Source organism: Clostridium estertheticum subsp. estertheticum, from assembly GCF_001877035.1.
In the GTDB taxonomy this organism is placed as follows: domain Bacteria; phylum Bacillota; class Clostridia; order Clostridiales; family Clostridiaceae; genus Clostridium_AD; species Clostridium_AD estertheticum.
In genome coordinates this window covers 3306336-3326665 of sequence record NZ_CP015756.1, presented here as the reverse complement: position 1 = coordinate 3326665, position 20330 = coordinate 3306336, and the positions used below count along the sequence as shown (strand labels likewise).

At 30.3% G+C, this 20330-nt stretch carries 25 protein-coding genes and 2 tRNA genes; 26 read left to right on the top strand and 1 reads right to left on the bottom strand.

What is annotated here, in order from left to right; translation table 11 throughout:
• Positions 1–297 precede the first annotated feature (297 nt).
• From A7L45_RS15590 to A7L45_RS15580, 6 genes are all read left to right on the top strand, one after another.
• Positions 298–750 (top strand): Lrp/AsnC family transcriptional regulator, encoded by a 453-nt coding sequence (locus A7L45_RS15590; RefSeq protein ID WP_269466333.1) that lies wholly within the window; start codon positions 298–300, stop codon positions 748–750.
• 942 nt (positions 751–1692) lie between these two features.
• Positions 1693–2469 carry an MBL fold metallo-hydrolase gene (locus A7L45_RS15585; RefSeq protein WP_071613652.1) on the top strand — a complete coding sequence of 259 codons (777 nt, stop codon included), beginning with the start codon at positions 1693–1695 and terminating at the stop codon, positions 2467–2469.
• Positions 2470–2760: 291 nt separating this feature from the next.
• Positions 2761–2886, top strand: a complete 126-nt coding sequence (locus tag A7L45_RS24305; RefSeq protein ID WP_373687596.1) for a hypothetical protein — start codon at positions 2761–2763, stop codon at positions 2884–2886.
• Between the two features lie 67 nt (positions 2887–2953).
• Positions 2954–3097 carry a hypothetical protein gene (locus A7L45_RS23315; protein WP_169829607.1) on the top strand — a complete coding sequence of 48 codons (144 nt, stop codon included), beginning with the start codon at positions 2954–2956 and terminating at the stop codon, positions 3095–3097.
• A gap of 278 nt (positions 3098–3375) precedes the next feature.
• A complete protein-coding gene (locus A7L45_RS24105; RefSeq protein ID WP_257786550.1) occupies positions 3376–3498 on the top strand; it encodes a hypothetical protein in 123 nt (40 codons plus the stop codon).
• Positions 3499–3773: 275 nt separating this feature from the next.
• Positions 3774–4622, top strand: coding sequence for a methyl-accepting chemotaxis protein (locus A7L45_RS15580; RefSeq protein WP_071613651.1), 849 nt, complete (start codon positions 3774–3776; stop codon positions 4620–4622).
• 173 nt (positions 4623–4795) lie between these two features.
• Here the strand turns inward: A7L45_RS15580 and A7L45_RS15575 are convergent.
• A tRNA-Leu gene (locus A7L45_RS15575) sits at positions 4796–4882 on the bottom strand.
• 296 nt (positions 4883–5178) lie between these two features.
• Between A7L45_RS15575 and polA the strand changes: the two genes are divergently transcribed.
• The 20 genes from polA to A7L45_RS15480 all read left to right on the top strand — a co-directional run bounded on the left by polA (position 5179) and on the right by A7L45_RS15480 (position 20169).
• Entirely contained in the window at positions 5179–7794 is a 2616-nt protein-coding gene (polA, locus tag A7L45_RS15570; RefSeq protein WP_071613650.1) for a DNA polymerase I, read from the top strand.
• A 78-nt stretch (positions 7795–7872) separates the two neighbouring features.
• Entirely contained in the window at positions 7873–8481 is a 609-nt protein-coding gene (coaE, locus tag A7L45_RS15565; RefSeq protein ID WP_071613649.1) for a dephospho-CoA kinase, read from the top strand.
• On the top strand, positions 8478–9038 hold the full coding sequence (locus A7L45_RS15560) for a lytic transglycosylase domain-containing protein (protein ID WP_071613648.1): 561 nt from the start codon (positions 8478–8480) through the stop codon (positions 9036–9038). Before coaE ends, A7L45_RS15560 begins: the two co-directional genes overlap by 4 nt.
• Before the next feature lie 117 nt (positions 9039–9155).
• Positions 9156–9237, top strand: a tRNA-Leu gene (locus A7L45_RS15555).
• 145 nt (positions 9238–9382) lie between these two features.
• Positions 9383–9508: a hypothetical protein gene (locus A7L45_RS24100; RefSeq protein ID WP_257786549.1), complete on the top strand. Its 126-nt coding sequence runs from the start codon at positions 9383–9385 to the stop codon at positions 9506–9508.
• A gap of 116 nt (positions 9509–9624) precedes the next feature.
• Positions 9625–10140 carry a hypothetical protein gene (locus A7L45_RS15550; protein ID WP_071613647.1) on the top strand — a complete coding sequence of 172 codons (516 nt, stop codon included), beginning with the start codon at positions 9625–9627 and terminating at the stop codon, positions 10138–10140.
• Positions 10141–10297: 157 nt separating this feature from the next.
• The gene (locus A7L45_RS15545; RefSeq protein ID WP_071613646.1) at positions 10298–11026 is read left to right on the top strand and encodes a hypothetical protein; all 729 of its coding nucleotides are present in this window, start codon (positions 10298–10300) and stop codon (positions 11024–11026) included.
• Between the two features lie 111 nt (positions 11027–11137).
• Complete coding sequence (locus tag A7L45_RS15540) at positions 11138–11398, top strand: DUF4321 domain-containing protein (protein ID WP_372445173.1); 261 nt, start codon at positions 11138–11140, stop codon at positions 11396–11398.
• A 10-nt stretch (positions 11399–11408) separates the two neighbouring features.
• Positions 11409–11984 carry a Maf-like protein gene (locus tag A7L45_RS15535; RefSeq protein ID WP_071613645.1) on the top strand — a complete coding sequence of 192 codons (576 nt, stop codon included), beginning with the start codon at positions 11409–11411 and terminating at the stop codon, positions 11982–11984.
• 11 nt (positions 11985–11995) lie between these two features.
• Entirely contained in the window at positions 11996–12682 is a 687-nt protein-coding gene (radC, locus tag A7L45_RS15530; protein ID WP_071613644.1) for a RadC family protein, read from the top strand.
• A 20-nt stretch (positions 12683–12702) separates the two neighbouring features.
• Positions 12703–13710, top strand: a complete 1008-nt coding sequence (locus A7L45_RS15525; RefSeq protein ID WP_071613643.1) for a rod shape-determining protein — start codon at positions 12703–12705, stop codon at positions 13708–13710.
• Positions 13711–13712: 2 nt separating this feature from the next.
• The gene (gene mreC / locus A7L45_RS15520) at positions 13713–14561 is read left to right on the top strand and encodes a rod shape-determining protein MreC (RefSeq protein ID WP_071613642.1); all 849 of its coding nucleotides are present in this window, start codon (positions 13713–13715) and stop codon (positions 14559–14561) included.
• Positions 14562–14571: 10 nt separating this feature from the next.
• Entirely contained in the window at positions 14572–15063 is a 492-nt protein-coding gene (mreD, locus tag A7L45_RS15515; protein WP_071613641.1) for a rod shape-determining protein MreD, read from the top strand.
• A 272-nt stretch (positions 15064–15335) separates the two neighbouring features.
• A complete protein-coding gene (gene minC / locus A7L45_RS15510; RefSeq protein WP_071613640.1) occupies positions 15336–15968 on the top strand; it encodes a septum site-determining protein MinC in 633 nt (210 codons plus the stop codon).
• 13 nt (positions 15969–15981) lie between these two features.
• Positions 15982–16785 (top strand): septum site-determining protein MinD, encoded by an 804-nt coding sequence (gene minD / locus A7L45_RS15505; protein ID WP_071613639.1) that lies wholly within the window; start codon positions 15982–15984, stop codon positions 16783–16785.
• A 14-nt stretch (positions 16786–16799) separates the two neighbouring features.
• Positions 16800–17063, top strand: coding sequence for a cell division topological specificity factor MinE (minE, locus tag A7L45_RS15500; RefSeq protein WP_071613638.1), 264 nt, complete (start codon positions 16800–16802; stop codon positions 17061–17063).
• A 114-nt stretch (positions 17064–17177) separates the two neighbouring features.
• Positions 17178–18293, top strand: coding sequence for a rod shape-determining protein RodA (rodA, locus tag A7L45_RS15495; RefSeq protein WP_071613637.1), 1116 nt, complete (start codon positions 17178–17180; stop codon positions 18291–18293).
• Positions 18294–18359: 66 nt separating this feature from the next.
• Positions 18360–18734 carry a methylglyoxal synthase gene (locus A7L45_RS15490; protein WP_071613636.1) on the top strand — a complete coding sequence of 125 codons (375 nt, stop codon included), beginning with the start codon at positions 18360–18362 and terminating at the stop codon, positions 18732–18734.
• A gap of 142 nt (positions 18735–18876) precedes the next feature.
• Positions 18877–19260 (top strand): hypothetical protein, encoded by a 384-nt coding sequence (locus A7L45_RS15485; RefSeq protein WP_071613635.1) that lies wholly within the window; start codon positions 18877–18879, stop codon positions 19258–19260.
• A 48-nt stretch (positions 19261–19308) separates the two neighbouring features.
• The gene (locus A7L45_RS15480; protein WP_071613634.1) at positions 19309–20169 is read left to right on the top strand and encodes a M50 family metallopeptidase; all 861 of its coding nucleotides are present in this window, start codon (positions 19309–19311) and stop codon (positions 20167–20169) included.
• The last annotated feature ends 161 nt before the right edge of the window (positions 20170–20330 follow it).

The following is a 20330-nucleotide window of genomic DNA, read 5'->3' as shown; positions in this document are numbered from 1 at the left end:
AAGATGCACCTCCAATACCACCGAAAAAACTAAAAGGTATAGAAATAACAAGTGCACATGAACAGCTTATAACAAGAAAAGTTAATGAGCTTGTAATCCAGTCTGCCCACTTATTTTAGTTTTCGTAATATAACCTTGCATTTAAAACCCAATTTAGATTGTTTTAAAAAAATTGAAATACTAAACCGCATTGACAAATTAAATATGAAATGATAGCATTGGCATCAAATGTATCGAATTATTAGTTCAGCGACTGAATGTTTTCAAGGTTACTGTAGTAATAAGATAAATTGAATAGTGGAAGGAATTGAAAAAATGTTAGATAACACGGATAGGCATATTTTAGCGGAACTGTCTCGAAACAGCCGTATCACTATGAAAGAGTTGGGAGAGAAGGTTCATTTGACAGGGCAAGCAGCCTCAACTAGGGTTGCAAAATTAGAGGATAATGGCGTTATTGAGGGATATACTATTAAAGTTAATCAAGCGAAATTGGGTTACTCCATTCACGTAATGATAAATATCTATACGAAAAGCGAGCATCATCAACCCTATCTGTCATTCATAAGCTCACAAGTAGAATATATAATGCTTAACTATAAAATCAGCGGAGATGGGTGTTATCTTCTTGAATGCAAATTTCCATCTAACGAGCTGTTAGATAAATTCTTGATAGACTTAAACAATTATGTAAATTATAAATTAACTGTTATTATTAACGAAACAACCAAAAACAGGGAATTCCCATAGCGAGACAATTCCTGTTTTATGTTGTTTTTAAAGTTTTGTTTTTTTTAACTACATCATATTTTGTTTGTTCAATTGCTTCATAAAAGCTCCTAAACACATTATTCATCAGAATGTCTTTATAATATCTTTTTAACAGATTTCCAATGTATTGCAAGATAATAACTTGTTTTCTTCGAGGATATGCTTTGAGTTTCAGGAGTCATTAATGCCTTATATTAACAAAGTCACCCGCCAATATGATTATTGATTCACTAATAGACTTTTGGCTTATATTATAATGATGTTTTTATTTGTCCCTAAAATTTTGTTTTTTTAAAAATGTGTATTCTCCTCCACCTTCATACCATATGGTATTTTCGCTACATATAAAACTTTTTCAGTTGGATGCTTAAAGAAAATGCCACATACATTAAATTTCTATATTTTTAAAACCAGCGTCTCTCTTTTTTTCTTTGATTTACATATATTTTATACTATTACCAATGAACAGATACATAGATAAAATCAAGTCTTTTTGTAGTTTTACTTGAATAATGAAAGAAGTTGAAAAATATTTATAGAATCAACTATTCCAAAATCATCATCAATAATCATTATCTTTATACCACTATTATGCATGTATTATCCCTCCTTCATTAACCGTTATGTTGTATTTGTTCCCCTGAATTTTTAACATAAAACATAATTTCTTTGTTTTCTTTATATGCCCCTAAAGTTATTATACGCTCCTCATCACTTTAACTGGCTAATCGCAAAACTTTTTCATGGTGATACAATTGTTTCGGGACAATCCGGCTAAGAATCGCTTATCCGAGTTATCTAACATTTTTTAATTACTTTCATTATTCAAGTTATATAGCCAAAAGACTTGATTTTATCCATGTAAAAGTCTCTTTATAAAGTATAAAGTATATATAGACCAAAAGAAAAGGAGCTGTAATTATGAATATTAGACAAATTCGAAATGCTACAATAGTAGTTCAATATGCGGGAAAAAAGTTTTTAATTGATCCAGTTTTAGCAGATAAGGGTACTTACCCACCTTTCGGACCGGGTATGGGCTATCCAGATGCAATACGACAAGATCAATTTAATCCTTTAGTTAGCTTGCCAAGATCAATTGATGAAATTATAAATGTAGATGCTGTTATTGTCACTCATCTACATTTAGACCACTTTGATGATGCTGCTAAAGAAATTTTACCAAAAGGTATAAAAATGTTTGTACAAAATGAAGAAGATGCAAAAGTAGTTAGAAAGGCTGGTTTTCAAAATGTTGATGTTTTACAAAAAAATACATTTTTTAAAGATATCCAATTAATTAAAACAAAAGGCGAGCACGGAAGAGGAGAAATATTAAAAGTTGCTGGTGAAGTATGTGGAGTAATCTTTAAACATCCAAAAGAAAAAACACTATATCTAGCTGGTGATACTGTATGGTATAAAGCCGTTAAGGAAGTAATCGAAACGTACATACCAGAAGTCATTGTTGTAAATGGTGGAGATAATCAATTCCTGATAGGCGGCTCTCTCATTATGGGAAAAGATGATGTCTATGAAGTACATAAAGCCGCCCCTAACGTAAAAATTATTGTCAGCCATATGGAAGCTATGAATCATTGGACATTATCAAGAAAAGAACTAAAAAGCTTTATTAATGAAAAAAGTATGTCTTCAAATGTTTTAGTGCCAGATGACGGAGAGGATTACACATTTTAAAATAACAAAAATTTTCTAATAAATAAAAAACACCAGATGAAATATTAGCATACAATATAGCTGATAGTTTGAGGCTAGAATCCATTCGTGTCACTGATAGTTACATATAGTGTAGCAATGATAGCTTCTATATCAGGGCTAATTCTAATTCCAATGGACTCAATGTTACAAGCTCTATAAAACATTTAACTTGGGTTGATTTTAATAAACAAGAAACAACTAAAAATATTAGACTAGGTAGTTTATGAAATAGGCAACGTAGATTTTGAAATAGGTAAAAGAACTTACATAATGGGGATTTTAAATGTTACGCCTGATTCATTTTCAGATGGGGGAGTAAAAGATGGAAGTTTTTTATATTTACTAAAAAACACAAAAATGCCTGCAATACTTGTGAAAGGTGGATTTTTGGATTAGGGTAGACAATGATCAGAGCACAATAGGTTGGTTATATACTAGGCCAGTATCTGAAGGATGACTATCATTGATACAAGAACAGATTGAAGAGGAAGATTCAGCATTAAGCTTTCAATCCGAGTTTATGCAAGGTTTTGGTAAGAGGGATCAATTGAATCAACAGTGGATACGAATAGTAAATGAAAATTTAATTCATAGACTTTCAAAGTAATAAAATGAAATTTGGTAGTAGTGCTATTTATGAGACGACATTTTTAAAAAAATTTTAAATATAAAAAAAGATACAAAGATTAGTATATCTAATTTATCTGTATCTTTTTCTATTTTTTGTAATAGAAAAACCATAATATTTTTTAACGTCCAAAGTTATAGAACCATTCTTATGTCTAAATATTTGTAAATTACGTCATAAAGAAATGTATGATTTTGGTTAAAACCTTATATTCGTAAAAATAGCATAAAGCGTTAATAATTTTGGAAATTAAATCTATGAGTAAATATTATAAGAAGGGGTGGACTTGGCTAATTGCTATTGCAATGGTTATAAGGATGGCTACTGGGTACAGTACTAATGAGGCAAAAGTATATTATTATTATTATTATTATTATTAAGTGTCACAGATAATAAAATAGAATAATTCCTTAAAAATGCCGTATTATTCAATTGAATCTTACGGCATTTTTACGTCGCAGTTCAAAAAGAGAATGATTTAAAAGATAAGTTTTAAGAGAGCAATTTGATTAAAACGTGTAGTAACTAAAGTAGAAAATTAATTATTGAAAAAAATGAAAATTATGGTGTCGAAAAATAAACTAATATGTTATAATTATAACAAAATTATTTCAAAATGATATCATAACAAGTAATTTAGGGAGGTAAAATTAAAATGCAAGATTTAAATGAATTTCAAACAAATGATTCAATCCTAGCTGCCTTCAAATTAGTTCTTCCTTATCTTAATAGGATTGTTCGCGAAGACATGGCTGTGGGATTAACAAATTTAGAGGAGTACACTTCATATTACCGGGCAAGAAAGTTTGAATTAGATTTGCCTACTGGTAAACCAATTAAAGACATAAGTACTATTTTAGAATGTATCAAAACGGGGAAAGATACCTTGGATGATATTCCAGCCGAAGTATATGGTCGACCAATAAAAACAGTGTTTACTCCAATATATGGAGTTGATGGTAAGATAATCGGAACGCTAAGTTCAGGTATTGATTTAAATGATAGTTATAGTTTAGTAAACAATGTTACAAACTTAGCTTCTTCCACAAAAAATGCATCTGAAAGTGTTGAACAGATAGCTCAGAGTGCTATGGAACTTGCAAATTCTGGGCAGCAATCCATAAAATTAGCACATGAATTAATGAAAAAGTATCAAGATACAACTCAAATTTTAGAATTTATAAAAAATGTAGCTTCTCAAACTAACCTGTTAGGGTTAAATGCTTCCATTGAAGCTGCAAGGGCAGGAGAACATGGGCGAGGCTTTTCTGTGGTTGCGAAAGAAATACGAAAATTGGCTGTGCAATCTCAAGAATCAGCAGTAAAAATTCAAAGTATGTTAAATGAAATGAATCAAATTGTTTCTGAAATTAATAACTCAATAGAGTCAATAGGAGCAATAAGTGAGGAACAAGCAGCATCAACACAAGAAATATCTTCAAATTTAGAATATATACACAACACAACCAAACAATTGGAAGTTTTTGTTGAGCGTTATAAATAAGAATTTGTACTATTTATTTGAAATTATTAAAGGTAAAAATTAATTATATATCCATTTAAAACTTTATAATTCTTAAAATACCGCATTATTCATTAGAATTTTACGGTATTTTTGTGCACCCTTTTGTAATTTTGGGCATAAAAAAAGCTTTCAAGAAAACCTTGAAAGCCTTTTGGTGCCGGAGGCGGGAATCGAACCCGCACGGTATTGCTACCACTGGATTTTGAGTCCAGCGCGTCTGCCAGTTCCACCACTTCGGCATACCTGACAAAAAATAGTTTACCATATATTTATGAACATTGCAATAGATATATGTATATTTAGTATAAAATAAGTACAAATTAATATACAGTTCGTTACTTTTTGGGTATATATTTGTTATAATACAATAGAAACTGTTTTACCTATATTAAGGTAAGAGGCGATTTTAAGAAAGTCATCTTAATGTTATAACAAAATGAATGTTAGTATTAAGAAGTTGATATTTTTATTTTGAACATATAATATAAAACGTTACATATAAATTTATAAACATAGTAGAAAGAAGGGATTTAAAATGTCTAAGGAAAGACTACTAATTTTAGATGGTCATAGTCTTATGTATAGAGCTTTTTATGCATTACCGGCCCTAACAAATTCGGATGGGATATACACTAATGCAGTTTATGGCTTTACAACTATGCTTTTAAAGATGAAAGAAGAGTTTGAGCCTGATTATATTGTCACAACATTTGATAGGAAGGCACCTACCTTTCGTCATGAAGAATATAAAGATTATAAAGCAGGTAGAAAAAGAATGCCTGATGAACTGCAAGGACAGTTTGCTATAGTTAGGGAACTCTTAGAGAAAATGGCTATAGATATATTTGAATTAGATGGGTTTGAAGCAGATGATTTAATAGGTACGTTATCGGTGTTTGCAGAAGAGCAAGGACTGGAAGTCTTTATAATAACAGGAGACAGAGATGCGCTTCAGCTTGCAACAGATAATGTTAAGGTTGTAATAAATAAAAAAGGAATGTCTGAAAAAGAAATATACGATAGAAACCGTATAATTGAGGAATTCGGAGTAACTCCAACAGAATTTATAGATGTAAAAGGTCTAATGGGAGATGCTTCTGACAATATACCAGGTGTTCCAGGAATTGGTGAAAAAACTGCGTATAAGCTTATCAAAGAATATAAGAGTATAGAAAATCTTCTTATGAATATTGATAAGGTTAGTGGTAAAAAGCTTGTTGAAAATTTAAACACCTATAGTGAACAGGCAATTTTCAGTAAAAAATTAGCCACCATTATTACTTGCGTGCCTATGGAAATGGATCTAAGTTCAATTAAATCAAAAGAAAATTATGATGTTCGCGCTGTAAAAGATTTATTTTATAAATTACAGTTTAAGTCATTAATAGACAGAATATCTGTAGATGATGACTCAGTTGAAGAAATATTTTCTGCAGATTATGAAGTAATAGATAATTTGCAAAAGCTTTCAGAGCTTACCTTTGAAATTAAGGATACCATTTATATAATTTTTGATATAGGGGATACAAATGTTTTTTCTAAAATGTGTCTTAATAACATATACATTAATTATAAAGAAAAAAATTATCTTATCAAGCTTGATGATTTATTTAAGGAAGATGAAGAGAAAACTATAAGTTATTTAAAAACTATACTTGAGAGTAATGATATTAAAAAAGTGAGCCATGCTGTAAAAAATGCATATACTGCTCTTAACAAAAAGAAGATCAAGTTACATGGAATACAATTTGATACTGAGCTTGCAGCATACCTTCTAGACTCTGCAAAAAAAGAATATAGTCTTGAAACTCTTATGGATACTAATCTTAGAATTAGCATTAAGGGCGAAGGTCATGCAAAGGAAATTAATAAAGTTGCATTACTAAAAAAACTTTATGAGATATTAGAGCCAAAAATTAAAGAGTATGAAATGGAAGAACTACTATATAAGGTTGAGCAGCCATTAACAGAGGCTATATCATATATGGAGGCTGAAGGGTTTACAGTAGATAAAACTAATTTAGAAGAGCTTGGAGTTAAATTTGCCGCAGATATAGCGAAACTTGAAAGCACCATTTTTGTTTTGGCTGGAGAAGAATTTAATATAAAATCTCCAAAACAATTAGGAAAAATATTATTTGAAAAATTAGATTTACCTGTTATAAAGAAGACCAAAACAGGATATTCAACTAATGCAGAGGTTTTAGATGCACTAGTGGATAAGCATCCTATTATCGCAGAAGTCACAAAGTATAGACAAGTAACAAAGATTTTTTCTACATATATTGAGGGGTTAAAACCAGTAATTGACACAGATTCTAGAATACATTCAAACTTTATGCAAACAGTTACCACAACAGGAAGATTATCGAGTACAGAACCTAATTTGCAAAACATTCCTATAAGACATGAAATGGGTAGAGCTATAAGGAAAGCATTTATACCACACAATGATAAGTGTGTTATATTATCTGCGGATTATTCACAGATAGAACTTCGAGTATTAGCACATATTGCTGCTGACGAGAATTTAATTCAAGCGTTCATTGATCATAGTGATATTCACACTAAAACAGCATCTGAGGTATTTAATGTTCCAATGGATGAGGTTACTAAAGTCATGAGAAGTAATGCAAAAGCAGTAAATTTTGGAATAGTATATGGTATTGGTGAATTTAGCTTGGCAAATGATTTAAATATATCAAGGAAAGAAGCTAAAACATATATAGAAACTTATTTTGAAAGATATCCGAGTGTTAAGAAATACATGAAGGATATAGTTATCGCGGCTGAGGAAAATAATAGCGTAACTACAATTATGAATAGACGTAGATTTATACCTGAAATAAATTCAGCAAACAAAATGGTAAAAGCTGCTGGTATTAGGCTTGCTATGAATACTCCTATACAAGGAAGTGCAGCAGATATTATAAAACTTGCTATGGTTAATGTATTTGATAAATTAAAGGAAGAAGGATTGAAAAGTACTTTAATTCTACAAGTACATGATGAATTAATATTAAATGTATATAGAGATGAGCTAAAGCAGGTTGAATTGTTGGTTAAGGATCAGATGGAAAATGTTGTTAAACTTTTAGTTCCGCTAGAAGTAGAAATTAGCATCGGAGAAACCTGGTATGAGGCTAAGTAGTTGAAACTTACGGGTGAGAGTTAAGCCCAGGATGTTAGAAATTCAATTTTTAGTTATAAAAAAGTGGGGGAGAAGATAATGCTAAAGGTTGGAATAACAGGTGGTATTGGAAGTGGAAAGAGTACAGTAACCAATATGTTAAAAGATGATGGGTTTTCAATTATCGACGCAGATATTGTAGCTAGAGAGGTTTTTATAATATATCCAGAAATAATGGGTAATATCAAAAGTGAATTTGGATATGATTTTTTTGACAGTGAAGGTGAACTTAATAGAAAAGAGTTTGGGAATTATATATTTAAAAGTGATACACGTAGAAAAAAACTTGAAAATATAATGATACCTTTTATAACAAAAGAAATACATCACAGAATGAAAATATGTGAAGAAAATAACTGTAAGTTATGTTTTCTAGATGCACCTACTTTAATAGAGAACAATCTCCATACTTGTATGGACGTAACTATTTTAGTATGGGTATCTAGTGATGTTCAAATACAAAGGGTTATGCTTCGTGATGATTTAAATTTAGATGAAACAATGGATAGAATAAAAGCCCAAATGCCGATAGATGAAAAGAGGAAATTTGCAGATTTTATTATTGATAATGGAAGAAGTTTTGAAGATACAAAGTTGCAACTGGATTTAATTATTACACAGCTCGAAAGGTTAGATGTGAAGTTATGAAAATTTCAAAAATCATAAAATTATTAATATTAATTCTATTGGTTATTATAGTAATAAATATAAAAAGTATTTTTAAGAATTTTTACCCGATAAAGTATGAAAATAAAATAATTACATATTCAAAAAAGTATAATGTAGATCCTTATTTGGTTGCGGCTGTAATAAGAACAGAAAGCAATTTTGATGATAAAGCCGTTTCAAATACTGGAGCTTATGGACTTATGCAGATAATGCCTGATACTGCAATATGGATTGCTGGTAATATGAAATTAAAAGACTTTAATACGGAAAAATCTTTTGACTCTGAAACTAATATTGCTATGGGATGTTGGTATCTTGACGATTTAAATAGTGAATTTAATGGTGATTTAGAATTGGTACTTGCAGCTTATAATGGTGGACGTGGGAATGTTAAAAAGTGGCTTAAAAACAAGAAATATTCTAGCGATGGTAAAACACTTAAAAATATACCGTTTGGAGAAACGGATAAGTATGTTAAAAAAGTAAAGATAAATTACCGCATTTATTCAAAATTGTATGCTAATGAGATTAAATAAAAGAAAATAAAAACTATTGACAATTTGTACAAAACTAATATATAATTAACCTTATAGTTATTAGATTAATAATTCTATATGACTATAAGGTTTGATCCTTTACATTTAAAAAAATTTGCGACAGTGGCGGAATGGCAGACGCGCACGTTTAAGGGACGTGTGGGAGACCATACGGGTTCAAGTCCCGTCTGTTGCACCAAGTTAAACCAAGTAGTATCAGCACCTTGAAGGTGTTGGTACTTTTTTATTTCAAAAAAACATTCAAAACAGTAGATATGAATTTTAGAACAAATGAATTATAAAAAGAAATATGGAAAAACTAACATCTAAGAGAGGTGTTATTTATGAAAAATAAAAATAGTGGTCCTAATGAAAATCAACAGAAGGTAAATAAAAGTAAGGAGAAAAATCCTGTAATTATTAATGGAGATGCGAATATGAGAAAGCCTGTACGTGGATTAAGCAAATAGTGGCATAAAGAGGGTGTAATTGCACCCTCTTTATTTTTTTTGTAAAACTAGTATCAAACTCTTATATTTGGCATAAATTATTAATGTATTAATAATATTGGAATGGGAGGGTAATTATGATAATAGAGGACAGCAATAGTGATGATATAGACATGATTGAAGAATATGACATGGTGCCATTACAATCTATGATGTATGGATATGACCAAATGAATATGATGTCAAATATGGGAATGCCCGTGGGATATATGCAGGATATTAATTCTAATATGGAAACAAACCAATATAGGGGAATAAATCCTTGGGTGGGTATGGGTCAATTTAATTATGCAAGGTCTATGAATGAATTTAATCAATTGGGCAGAATGTATAGAAATGAAGCTATGGAAGATTATGACGAGTTAAATAAAAACAAAAGTTATATTGATAAGTATCAAGACCAACCTTATATACCTAGTATGACGGCTTCACCTAGTCTACAATATAATGAGGTAGATTCCATTGTAAAAAGAATTGAAAAATATAATCCTGCAATATTTAGGCGTTTGACTAGATACGGGAATTCTTATGTAGAAGCAAGAGAAATAGTTTCAAGAATTGTTAAAGTGTCCCTTATGTACAGAGATGAATAGAAAATAATATTTAATAAACATAAAAATAGAATTTACTTTCACTAAAGCCCTATAAAATTTATAGGGTTATTTTAATTATATTTATTTTTTTATTCTAAAATAAGTTTTCAAATAATAATATTATAAATAAGTAATTATTAAGTTAGGGGATGTTAGAGTGAGATATACTAGATACAATTACAAAGCACCTAAGAAAAATAACAATTTTATAATTGTTATTACATTAATATTAATAGTTGCAATTGCTTTGGGCACTATTTTTGCAAAGCTATTACCTAATAATAGTAAAATAGCGAGTGCAGATAATAAAGTTACTAAAATAAGTTTGCAAAAGGATACAAAAACAAATAAAGTTAGTGTGGATGATTCTAAAGATAAAGCTCAAAATGATATTAAAGAATATGTAGCATTGCAATGTGGTGTTTTTAGCAAAATGGAAAGCGCACTTATACTCAAAAAGAGTTTAGCTGAGTATGGTACACCATTTATTGTTGTGGAAGATAAGTTAAATAAAGTGTTACTTGGTGTATATCCCAAAGGTGGTGCTGATAGTATCATTAAACAACTTACGGCAAAAAAAATAACTTATTCAAAAATCAATTTTCAGCTAGAAGGTAAGGATTTAACAAGCGCTCAAACTAATGAAATGATTAGTGCAGATATTGAAATATTAAATAAACTTTCAGAAAAGGATACTAAATCAATTCAAACTGTAAAATTAAAAAAATGGATGACGACTTTAACTGGTGCAGATACGAAAAATAAAAGTTATGCTTCAATGACAACGATAAAATCATACTTAACTGCCTTGCCGGAAGAGGTAAACAAAGACAAAACAGAGGACGGATATATATATATCTATAAATTTATAAAGAAACTGATATAGACATAATTATAAATTTTTTCTGAATAATAAATTTATACACTTGTGTATGAATTTATTAAATGTTAAAATGTATAAGATGTATAAGATATGTAAGTAAGGTGGGGGTACAATTTGAAGAGTGCAGAAAGAAAAAATCCATATTTTGTTTTTTTTATAATGATAGGAGCTATTTCTGGAAGTTTTGTAGGTGAACTATTAGGAGACAACGTGGCTGCACTTAAATTTTTGAAGAGTACGTACACCATAGGGATGAGTAATCCTATGCTTATAGATTTTAAAGTATTCGCAGTAACTTTCGGTATAAATTTTAATATTAATATTATGTCTATTATAGGCATTGTTTTGGCAATAATATTATATAGAAAATATTAGGAGTGATGTAGTGGATATTATTTTAGCGTCTGCCTCGCCACGTAGGGCTGAACTCCTAAAAAAAATAACTAGTAATTTTCAGATAATAGCAAGTAACTTTGAAGAGAGTGACATAATGTTTTCTGGGAATTGTGGGGAATATGTTATGACCTTAGCAAAAGGTAAGGCTATGGCTATTTGTAGTAGCGTGAAAAAACCAACTGCTATAATAGGTTGTGATACTGTTGTTTATTTTAAGGGGGAAGTGCTCGGAAAACCTAAAGATAGTTATGAGGCTTTCAAAATGCTTAGTAATCTAAGTAACAATATACATGAGGTATATACAGGAATTGCGGTAATAAACACAGAGACTAAGGTAATTAATACTGAGTATGTGTGCACTAAAGTGAAATTTTCAAAGTTATCAATCAAACAAATAAACAAGTACATAGAAACAAAAGAACCATTAGGTATGGCTGGAGCTTATGCTATACAAGGAGGAGCATCTTTATTTGTTAAAGAATTAAAGGGCTGTTACTATAGTGTTGTGGGGTTGCCAGTGAATAAATTATATTATATGTTAAGGGAAATGGGGGTCAATCTATAAAGGAGTTGTTTATGGGTATGACGTTCAAAATTATGGATTTGCCTCAAAATGAGAGACCAAGGGAAAAACTGTTAAGATACGGTGCTGAAACTTTATCCAACAATGAACTATTAGCTATAATACTTAGGGTAGGATCAAAAAATGAAAATATTATAAGTCTTTGTAGTAGAATAATTTCGCAGTGTGGTGGACTAAATGGACTTCTCGGTTCAAGTGCAGAGGAATTTATGAATTTAAAAGGTGTTGGAAATGCCAAAGCGACACAACTTTTAGCACTTGTGGAAATTTCCAAAAGATTTAGAAGCTATAAATCTGGGGAAGAATATAAAATTACATCGCCAAAAGATGTTGCAGAATATCTTATGGAGGAAATGAGATACTTAAAAAAGGAATATCTTAAATTAGTTATGCTTAATACAAAGAATGTAATTATTAGCATAAAAAATATCTCAATTGGTAATTTGAATACTTCAATAGTTCATCCAAGGGAAGTTTTTTACGAAGCTATTAAAAATTGTAGTGCTTCCGTTGTTATTTGTCACAATCATCCTTCGGGGGACCCAACTCCTAGTAAGGAAGACATAAGTATTACTATAAGACTTAAGGAATGTGGTAAATTACTAGGAATAGAGCTACTTGATCATATAATTATTGGTAATGGGGTTTATACAAGTTTAAAAGAAAAAGGAATGCTTTAGATACGAAAGGAGAAATTATAATGGGAATATTCGGAACGTCTCGTGATATGGGAATAGATTTAGGTACAGCAAACACATTAGTTTACTTGAAGGGGAAGGGAATTGTTTTACGAGAACCTTCTGTTGTAGCTATAAATATAAATACTAATAAGGTTCTAGCCGTTGGCGAAGAAGCTAAACAAATGATAGGTAGAACTCCAGGTAATATAGTTGCAATTCGTCCTATGAAGGATGGGGTTATTGCAGATTTTGATATTACTGAAAAAATGCTTAGACACTTCATAAATAAAGTTAGTCCAAAAGGATTTACAAGTCCAAGAATTGTAGTTGGATATCCGTCTGGCGTAACTGAGGTTGAGAAAAGAGCAATAGAGGGAGCAACTAAAAGTGCAGGAGCACGAGATGCATATTTAATGGAAGAACCATTTGCAGCCGCTATTGGGGCTGGACTACCTGTAAATGAGCCAACTGGAAGTATGATAGTGGACATTGGAGGCGGAACTACAGAGGTTGCCATAATTTCACTCGGTGGAATAGTAACGTGTAAATCTTTAAGAGTTGCAGGTGATGAGTTCGATCAAGCTATAATAGCATTTGTTAAAAAACAATATAGTCTTATGATAGGTGAGAGAACTGCGGAAAATATTAAAATGGAACTTGGATCAGTGTACGAACAAGAAGACGATGATATGAGCATGGAGATAACAGGAAGAGATTTAATAACAGGACTTCCAAAAGTCATAGCAGTAACACAAAAGGAAGTAAGAGAAGCACTCAGTGAACCAGTTCAATCAATAATTGAAGCAATAATAACAACCCTTGAAAAAACCCCACCAGAACTTGCATCAGATATTATGGAAAAAGGAATTATGTTAACTGGCGGAGGAGCGCTTCTAAAAGGAATAGATGCACTTATCAACAGGGAAACACATATGCCTGTCCACATAGCTGAAAATCCACTTGATTGTGTAGCTATTGGAGCAGGAAAAGCTCTCGATAATATAGATGTTATGAGTAAAAGAAGGTAAACATGAAATTTTTAAAAAACAAACTGGCAGTAGTTATTATATTACTGTCAGTTACCTTTTTATCACTAATAGGTTATAGTGTAAATCGAGAGAAAATGTCTTTTGTGGAAAATGGTGTTGGGGTAACAATAAATTCAGTACAGGGTGTATTTTTTAGTGGATTTTTTAAAATAAAAAATTCTTTTAAATTTATAACTAATATATCAAATGTTAAAGCAGAGAATGAAGAACTTAGAAAAGCTAATAGTGAACTCCAAAGCAAAGCCCTAGAATATAATACTTCAATAAAAGAAAATGAAAGGTTAAGGAAAATGCTTAATTTTTCAAAAAAAAATTCCAAATATAATTATATAGGTGCTGATATAAATGGACTTATAGGAAATAGTTTTTCGGATGGATTTTCAATAAATAAGGGTGCAAAGAGTGGCATAAAAAAAGGAATGATCGCTATTACTGGAGATGGACTTGTAGGACAAGTTAAGTCTGTCAGCGATAATTGGTCTATAGTACAATGCCTATCTAATCAAAACATTGCAGTGACAGGTCTTGTTGATAGCACAAGAGATAATGGTATTGTAAAAGGATATACAGATGAAAATAATAAATCACTTGCACAAATACAGCGTCTTTCTTTAGAGTCAAAAATAAAAAAAGGTAATATAATAGTAACCTCTGGACTTGGAGGAGCATATCCATCTGGAATAAGAATCGGAAGCGTTATAAGTGTTCATGAAGATAAAGGTGCAGTAATGAAAGGGGCTATAATAAAACCATATGTCGATTTTTCAAAGCTAGAAGAGGTTTTCATTGTGGTACCACCAGATACAAAAACTGGAGAAATAAAATATTAGGGGTTGTATTATGAAGAGGATATTAACAGTAGTACTTTTATGTATTCTATTTCTAATATTAGATAATACTTTAATGCCTTTACTTAAGATTAATGGTGTATATCCAAGCTTACTATTTACATTTGCACTGTGTTACTCCATTGTTAGTTCTCCAAGAGATGCAGTGATAATTGGGGTTTTCGCTGGAGCACTCCAGGATATGTATTTCCTAAATGCGGTTGGAATCAATATGCTAAGTAATATGCTTATGTGTTTTGTTGCTGCAAATATAGGTAAAAACATATTTATTGAAAAATCATTTTTTCCAATAATATCATCTTTTGTGTTAAGTTTAGTAAAGGGATTAATACTATTTTCTATCTTGTTTATTATAAAACAAGATGTATATATGAGGGTAATAATTTATCAGGCAATATACAATTTAATAATTTCTATTTTTATGTATAAGTTTACGTATAAACTATCCCAGAAGGAATATATGAAGAGGGAGTGGGGATTTTAACTTATTATTAAAAGTTTGTAGAATACTTAGCAAATAAACTCTGACAAATTTGTTTGTTGGAGTTTATTTGGTTTTATAAGTATGAATAATATATATATAAATATTAATATTAAAATTAAGCAGGAATTTACTTGTATTATGTTGAAATAATAAGTTAAGTTAAGTTATGTAACAGTTCAATTATGGATAAAAATAATTTATAATTGATTTAGGGACTTTTTATTTATTTTAGTGTCGCACACACCCCAGATGAGAGCTAGGAGGTTAAAATTATGGTTACAGATAAAATAGTTATTAAAGGAAATAAAGAAGGATTAAATGTAGTTATAAATATGAACCATTTTAGTGATTTTGATGATATGCTAGAGTCTTTGATTGATAAGCTAGCGCAGGGAAGAAAATTTTACAAAGGGAGCACACTAAAAATAACTACTGAGCTAAAATACATAAATGAGAGGGAAAGTAGAAAATTAAAGGAAATACTATTTGATGAATTTCTAATTAGTGATTGTATTTTTCAAAATCAAGAAGAACCTATTGGAAATGTGTTTACTGGAATATACGAGGGAAGAACTAAATTTTTAAGGAAAACAATAAGAAGTGGACAAAGTATAAATTATCCTGGTAATATAATTATAATTGGAGATGTAAATCCAGGAGCAGAAATATATGCAGCAGGAAATATAATTGTATTTGGTACATTAAGAGGAGTTGTTCATGCGGGTTCTAATGGTAATGATAAAGCCATAATTGCAGCGTTCAAGTTAGAACCTCAAATACTCCAGATTGGTGGCATTGTAACAAGGTCTCCTGAAGATGAAGTAAAACCTAAATATCCTGAGGTAGCAAAAATTAAAAATGGAAATATTATTGTAGAACCGTATTTACCTAATAAATATATTTAATGGAGGAATTCACATGGGAGAATCTATAGTTATAACTTCGGGTAAGGGTGGCGTAGGTAAAACGACGACCACAGCAAATATAGGAACAGCTATCGCATCAATGGATAAGAAGGTTGTAGTAATTGATGGAGATACAGGACTTCGTAACCTCGATGTCTTGATGGGACTTGAAAATAGAGTGGTTTTTACATTAGTAGATGTTATAGAAAAAAGATGTAGATTAAAACAAGCCTTAATAAAAGATAAAAGATTTAATAATTTATTTTTATTGCCAACTGCTCAAACAAGAGATAAAAATGACATTAATATAAAAGATATGCTCATGGTTGTAAACGAGTTAAAGGAAGATTTTGATTATGTTATTATAGATTGTCCTGCTGGAATTGAGCAAGGATTTGAAAATGCTATAGTTGGAGCAGATAGAGCCATTATAGTTGTAAATCCAGAACTTACATCCGTTAGAGATGCAGATAGGGTGATAGGAAAATTAGATTCTAAAGGGATTGATAGGCATGAAGTTATAATAAACAGGATGAATTATGAAATGACAAAAAATGGGGACATGTTGTCTGTAGATGATATTATAGAATGCCTTGCAATTAAATTAATTGGAGTTGTGCCAGACGATAAGAAGGTTACAATCTCTACTAATAAAGGGGAACCTATTGTTTTAGATGACAAGTCAATTGCTGGACTCGCTTTTAAAAACATAGCAAGGCGAATAATGGGTGAGGAAGTAACTTATGCTTCATTAAATGGATCATCAAGCGAGGCAGGATTTTTTGCTACTATAAAAAGAATGTTTAGAGCAATATGAGAGGGGGGATATAGATGAATATATTAAAAATATTTTCTAACAAAATTTTCTCGAAGGATATTGCAAGTGACAGATTAAAATTAATTTTAATACATGATAGAGCAGACATTTCACCTGATTTTTTAGAAATGATCAAAAGTGACATACTACAAGTAATTTCAAAATACGCTGAAATAGAAACAGGCGAAATCGAGGTTAGATTAACAACAACGGATGAATATGAAGGTAATTCACCAGCGCTAATTGCCAATATACCAATAAAAAAGATAAAAAGATAAGGGATCTAAGCTATGTATAATTAACAACTTATGCATAGCTATTTTATTTTTATATGATATAATCATATTTGTTACGAGCTGTGAAGCAGCACGAAGATGGAGGTAGTATAAATCATGAAATTTCTACAAAGCCTAAGACTTAATAAGAAACTTTTAAGAGAATTAGATTATGTTACAATTATAATTGCGATTTGTATCGTGACTTTTGGGTGTATAAACATTTATAGTGCTACTGTGAAATCATCTGGAGATTTTTTGATTAAAAAGCAAATAGCGTGGATGATATTTGGTCTTATTACAGTGTATTTTCTTTTAGTATTTGATTATATGGTAATAGAGAATTACGCAGTGATAATATATTGGGCAGGAATTATACTTCTAATAATTGGTGACTTTGTTGGAAAAGTTAACCATGGTGCGAATTGTTGGATAAATTTTGGACCAATCAGTATACAACCTTCAGAATTTGCTAAAATTGGTATGATAATAATGATTGCTAAGAAGTTAGATGAATTTGAAGGGAAAATTAATGAACCTAAAAATTTATTAACTTTAATGTTTTATGCGGCAGTACCGATGATTTTAATTGTTATTCAACCAGATATGGGAATGACTATGGTTAGTTTTTTTATAGTACTCGGAATATTTTATTGTATAGGATTAAAGCGAAAAATAATAATCGGGGGACTAATTTCAATTTTACTGTTAATTGTAAGCGTATGGAATTCTCCAATCATGAAACCTTATTGGAAGGAAAGACTCACATCATTCTTGAGTACAAAGGGCAATGAAGCAACTTCTGGTTTTCAACTTGCACAATCAAAACTTGCTATAGGCTCAGGAGGGATATTTGGGCTGGGATTCGGTAAGGGTGTGCAATTTAATTCTGTTCCAGAAAAGCAGACGGATTTTATTTTTGCGGTTTTATGTGAAGAATGGGGATTTATCGGTGCATTAGTACTATTATTGTTATATGGTATTCTTATATATAGATTAATTAAAATTGCAAAAGAGTCTAAAGATATTTTTGGAACTGTAATATGTGTGGGAGTTGTTTCAAATTTATTATTTTCAATATTTCAAAATGTTGGAATGACCATGGGGCTTATGGCTATTACAGGAATAACGCTTCCATTTATGAGTTATGGTGGAAGTTCACTCTTAACAAGTTTTATATCACTAGGACTTGTTTTAAATGTAGGTATGAGGAGAAACAAAATAAATTTTTGATGATATTTCAGCGCTATATGCGATGATTTAATATATTTCATAAAAATTACACTAGGGGGGAAAGTTATGAGAATAGCATTAGTAGCACATGATAAAAAAAAGGAAGATATGATTGACTTTGCAAAACGATATAAGGATATTTTAGCTAAACATGAATTATATGGAACTGGTACAACAGGGAAATTAATAAATGAAGAAGTTGGTCTTCCTGTCACTAGATTTTTATCAGGACCACTGGGAGGCGACCAGCAAATAGGTGCTAAACTTGCTCAGGGGGAAATGGATATGATAATTTTCCTAAGGGATCCACTAACACCTCAACCTCATGAACCTGATATTTCAGCACTTCTTAGGTTATGCGATGTACATTGCATTCCACTTGCTACAAATTTAGGTACAGCTGAAGTTTTAATGAGAAGTTTAAAAGATCGTGAATATTAATAATAAATACAGTGGGCACTGCAAATTTTGCAGTGCTTTTCTTGTTTCAGATGATTAATATATCTTTTTTCTTATAATTTGTAATATAAATGCTGAAAATTAAATATATATAAAGAGTAAAAGATTGTATAAGGGGGAGCAAATGGGAAATTATAATACGCAGTACCAAAGCTATTATAATAATTTAGCTAGAAGGCAAAGAGGTACAAATAAATTTCATAGCGAAAACTATAAACATAGCAGTGTATCAGAGTTATATATAAAGAGATTAACAAGGGAGTTAATTGGAGTGCTTACATTATTCATTATTGTTTTGCTTCTCAAAGTAGTTATTACACCAAAAACACAATTTGCATATAATTATTCTAAGGAAGCTATAAATAAGCAATATAATTATAGTGTATTACTTGAAAAAGCAAGGGATATCAGGTTTAATGATGTAAAAACAATTACGATAAAGTTTTTAGATAAGGTTAAAAGTACGATACCTAAAGAAAATGGAATAAATGGTAATATTGATTTTTAGTAATTGGAGTGATTTATAACATCTTTAGCAATTGCTTTGGGGGATTAATTGATAAAAATAAGCAAGTTATTTATACCGTATATTATTTTGCTAATAGTATTAGGATTTAAAGGGAAATTAGTAATATCTTTTGTTTTTGTATTCATCCATGAGTTAATGCATTATTTAACTGCAAGAATTTTAGGGTTTTCTGGTTTTGATATAGAAATACTTCCTGTAGGCGCAGTACTTAAACTTAAAGATCTAGATGAAGCAAATGCCAAAGAGGATTTAATAATTTCTTTATCAGGACCATTATTAAACTTAGTTCTTGCATTCATTTTTTATATTCTATTTATAATATTTAAAAGGCCTTATTTTGATTTGATTTTTAATAGCAATTTAGCAATAGGTATATTTAATCTTATACCAGCTTTCCCATTAGATGGGGGGAGGGTGCTTCGTGATATACTTAGTTTTAATAATATCTATAGAAGAGCTAATGAGATGACAATTAGGGTTAGCATGATTCTTGGAAGTGTTTTTATGTTTATATATTTTATAAGTGTGTCTGCAAACAGAGGGAACTTTAATTTAGGCTTAATTTCAATATTTATTTTAATATCTTCAATTAAAGAGAAGGAAAGGATAGTATATTTGATTATGGGCTACATTATTAAGAAGAAATACAGATTTATAAAGCGCGGATATGTAGAGAATAGGAGTATTTCTATTTTTTGTGAGAAAAGCTTATTATATGTTTTAGGAATAATTGATAAAAATAAATATAATTTGTTTACTGTACTTGATGAAAATATGTGTGTAATCGAGACATTGTATGAGGAAGAAATAATCGAAGCAATAAAGACATATGGTAATATAAGTTTAAATGAATATATTGATATTAAAAAATTAAAACATATATTATGACATATCTTGCATCAAAATGATCAACCTATTATTAGGTTGGTTATTTTATTTTAAAGGTTAAAAATTTTTAGTTATGAGATTTAAGACTCATGTGTTAAAATAAAATAATGTAATGTACGTAAATTGTTATTTACCGTAGATGAAAAAACGAGGAGTGATTT

Bases quoted from the DNA above. Each gene is read 5' to 3' on its own strand.
- A7L45_RS15585 (WP_071613652.1), top strand. From the start codon at position 1,693: ATGAATATTAGACAAATTCGAAATGCTACAATAGTAGTTCAATATGCG.
- A7L45_RS24305 (WP_373687596.1), top strand. From the start codon at position 2,761: ATGGGGATTTTAAATGTTACGCCTGATTCATTTTCAGATGGGGGAGTA.
- A7L45_RS24105 (WP_257786550.1), top strand. From the start codon at position 3,376: ATGAGTAAATATTATAAGAAGGGGTGGACTTGGCTAATTGCTATTGCA.
- A7L45_RS15580 (WP_071613651.1), top strand. From the start codon at position 3,774: ATGCAAGATTTAAATGAATTTCAAACAAATGATTCAATCCTAGCTGCC.
- polA (WP_071613650.1), top strand. From the start codon at position 5,179: ATGTCTAAGGAAAGACTACTAATTTTAGATGGTCATAGTCTTATGTAT.
- coaE (WP_071613649.1), top strand. From the start codon at position 7,873: ATGCTAAAGGTTGGAATAACAGGTGGTATTGGAAGTGGAAAGAGTACA.
- A7L45_RS15560 (WP_071613648.1), top strand. From the start codon at position 8,478: ATGAAAATTTCAAAAATCATAAAATTATTAATATTAATTCTATTGGTT.
- A7L45_RS24100 (WP_257786549.1), top strand. From the start codon at position 9,383: ATGAAAAATAAAAATAGTGGTCCTAATGAAAATCAACAGAAGGTAAAT.
- A7L45_RS15550 (WP_071613647.1), top strand. From the start codon at position 9,625: ATGATAATAGAGGACAGCAATAGTGATGATATAGACATGATTGAAGAA.
- radC (WP_071613644.1), top strand. From the start codon at position 11,996: ATGGGTATGACGTTCAAAATTATGGATTTGCCTCAAAATGAGAGACCA.
- A7L45_RS15525 (WP_071613643.1), top strand. From the start codon at position 12,703: ATGGGAATATTCGGAACGTCTCGTGATATGGGAATAGATTTAGGTACA.
- mreC (WP_071613642.1), top strand. From the start codon at position 13,713: ATGAAATTTTTAAAAAACAAACTGGCAGTAGTTATTATATTACTGTCA.
- mreD (WP_071613641.1), top strand. From the start codon at position 14,572: ATGAAGAGGATATTAACAGTAGTACTTTTATGTATTCTATTTCTAATA.
- minC (WP_071613640.1), top strand. From the start codon at position 15,336: ATGGTTACAGATAAAATAGTTATTAAAGGAAATAAAGAAGGATTAAAT.
- minD (WP_071613639.1), top strand. From the start codon at position 15,982: ATGGGAGAATCTATAGTTATAACTTCGGGTAAGGGTGGCGTAGGTAAA.
- minE (WP_071613638.1), top strand. From the start codon at position 16,800: ATGAATATATTAAAAATATTTTCTAACAAAATTTTCTCGAAGGATATT.
- rodA (WP_071613637.1), top strand. From the start codon at position 17,178: ATGAAATTTCTACAAAGCCTAAGACTTAATAAGAAACTTTTAAGAGAA.
- A7L45_RS15490 (WP_071613636.1), top strand. From the start codon at position 18,360: ATGAGAATAGCATTAGTAGCACATGATAAAAAAAAGGAAGATATGATT.
- A7L45_RS15485 (WP_071613635.1), top strand. From the start codon at position 18,877: ATGGGAAATTATAATACGCAGTACCAAAGCTATTATAATAATTTAGCT.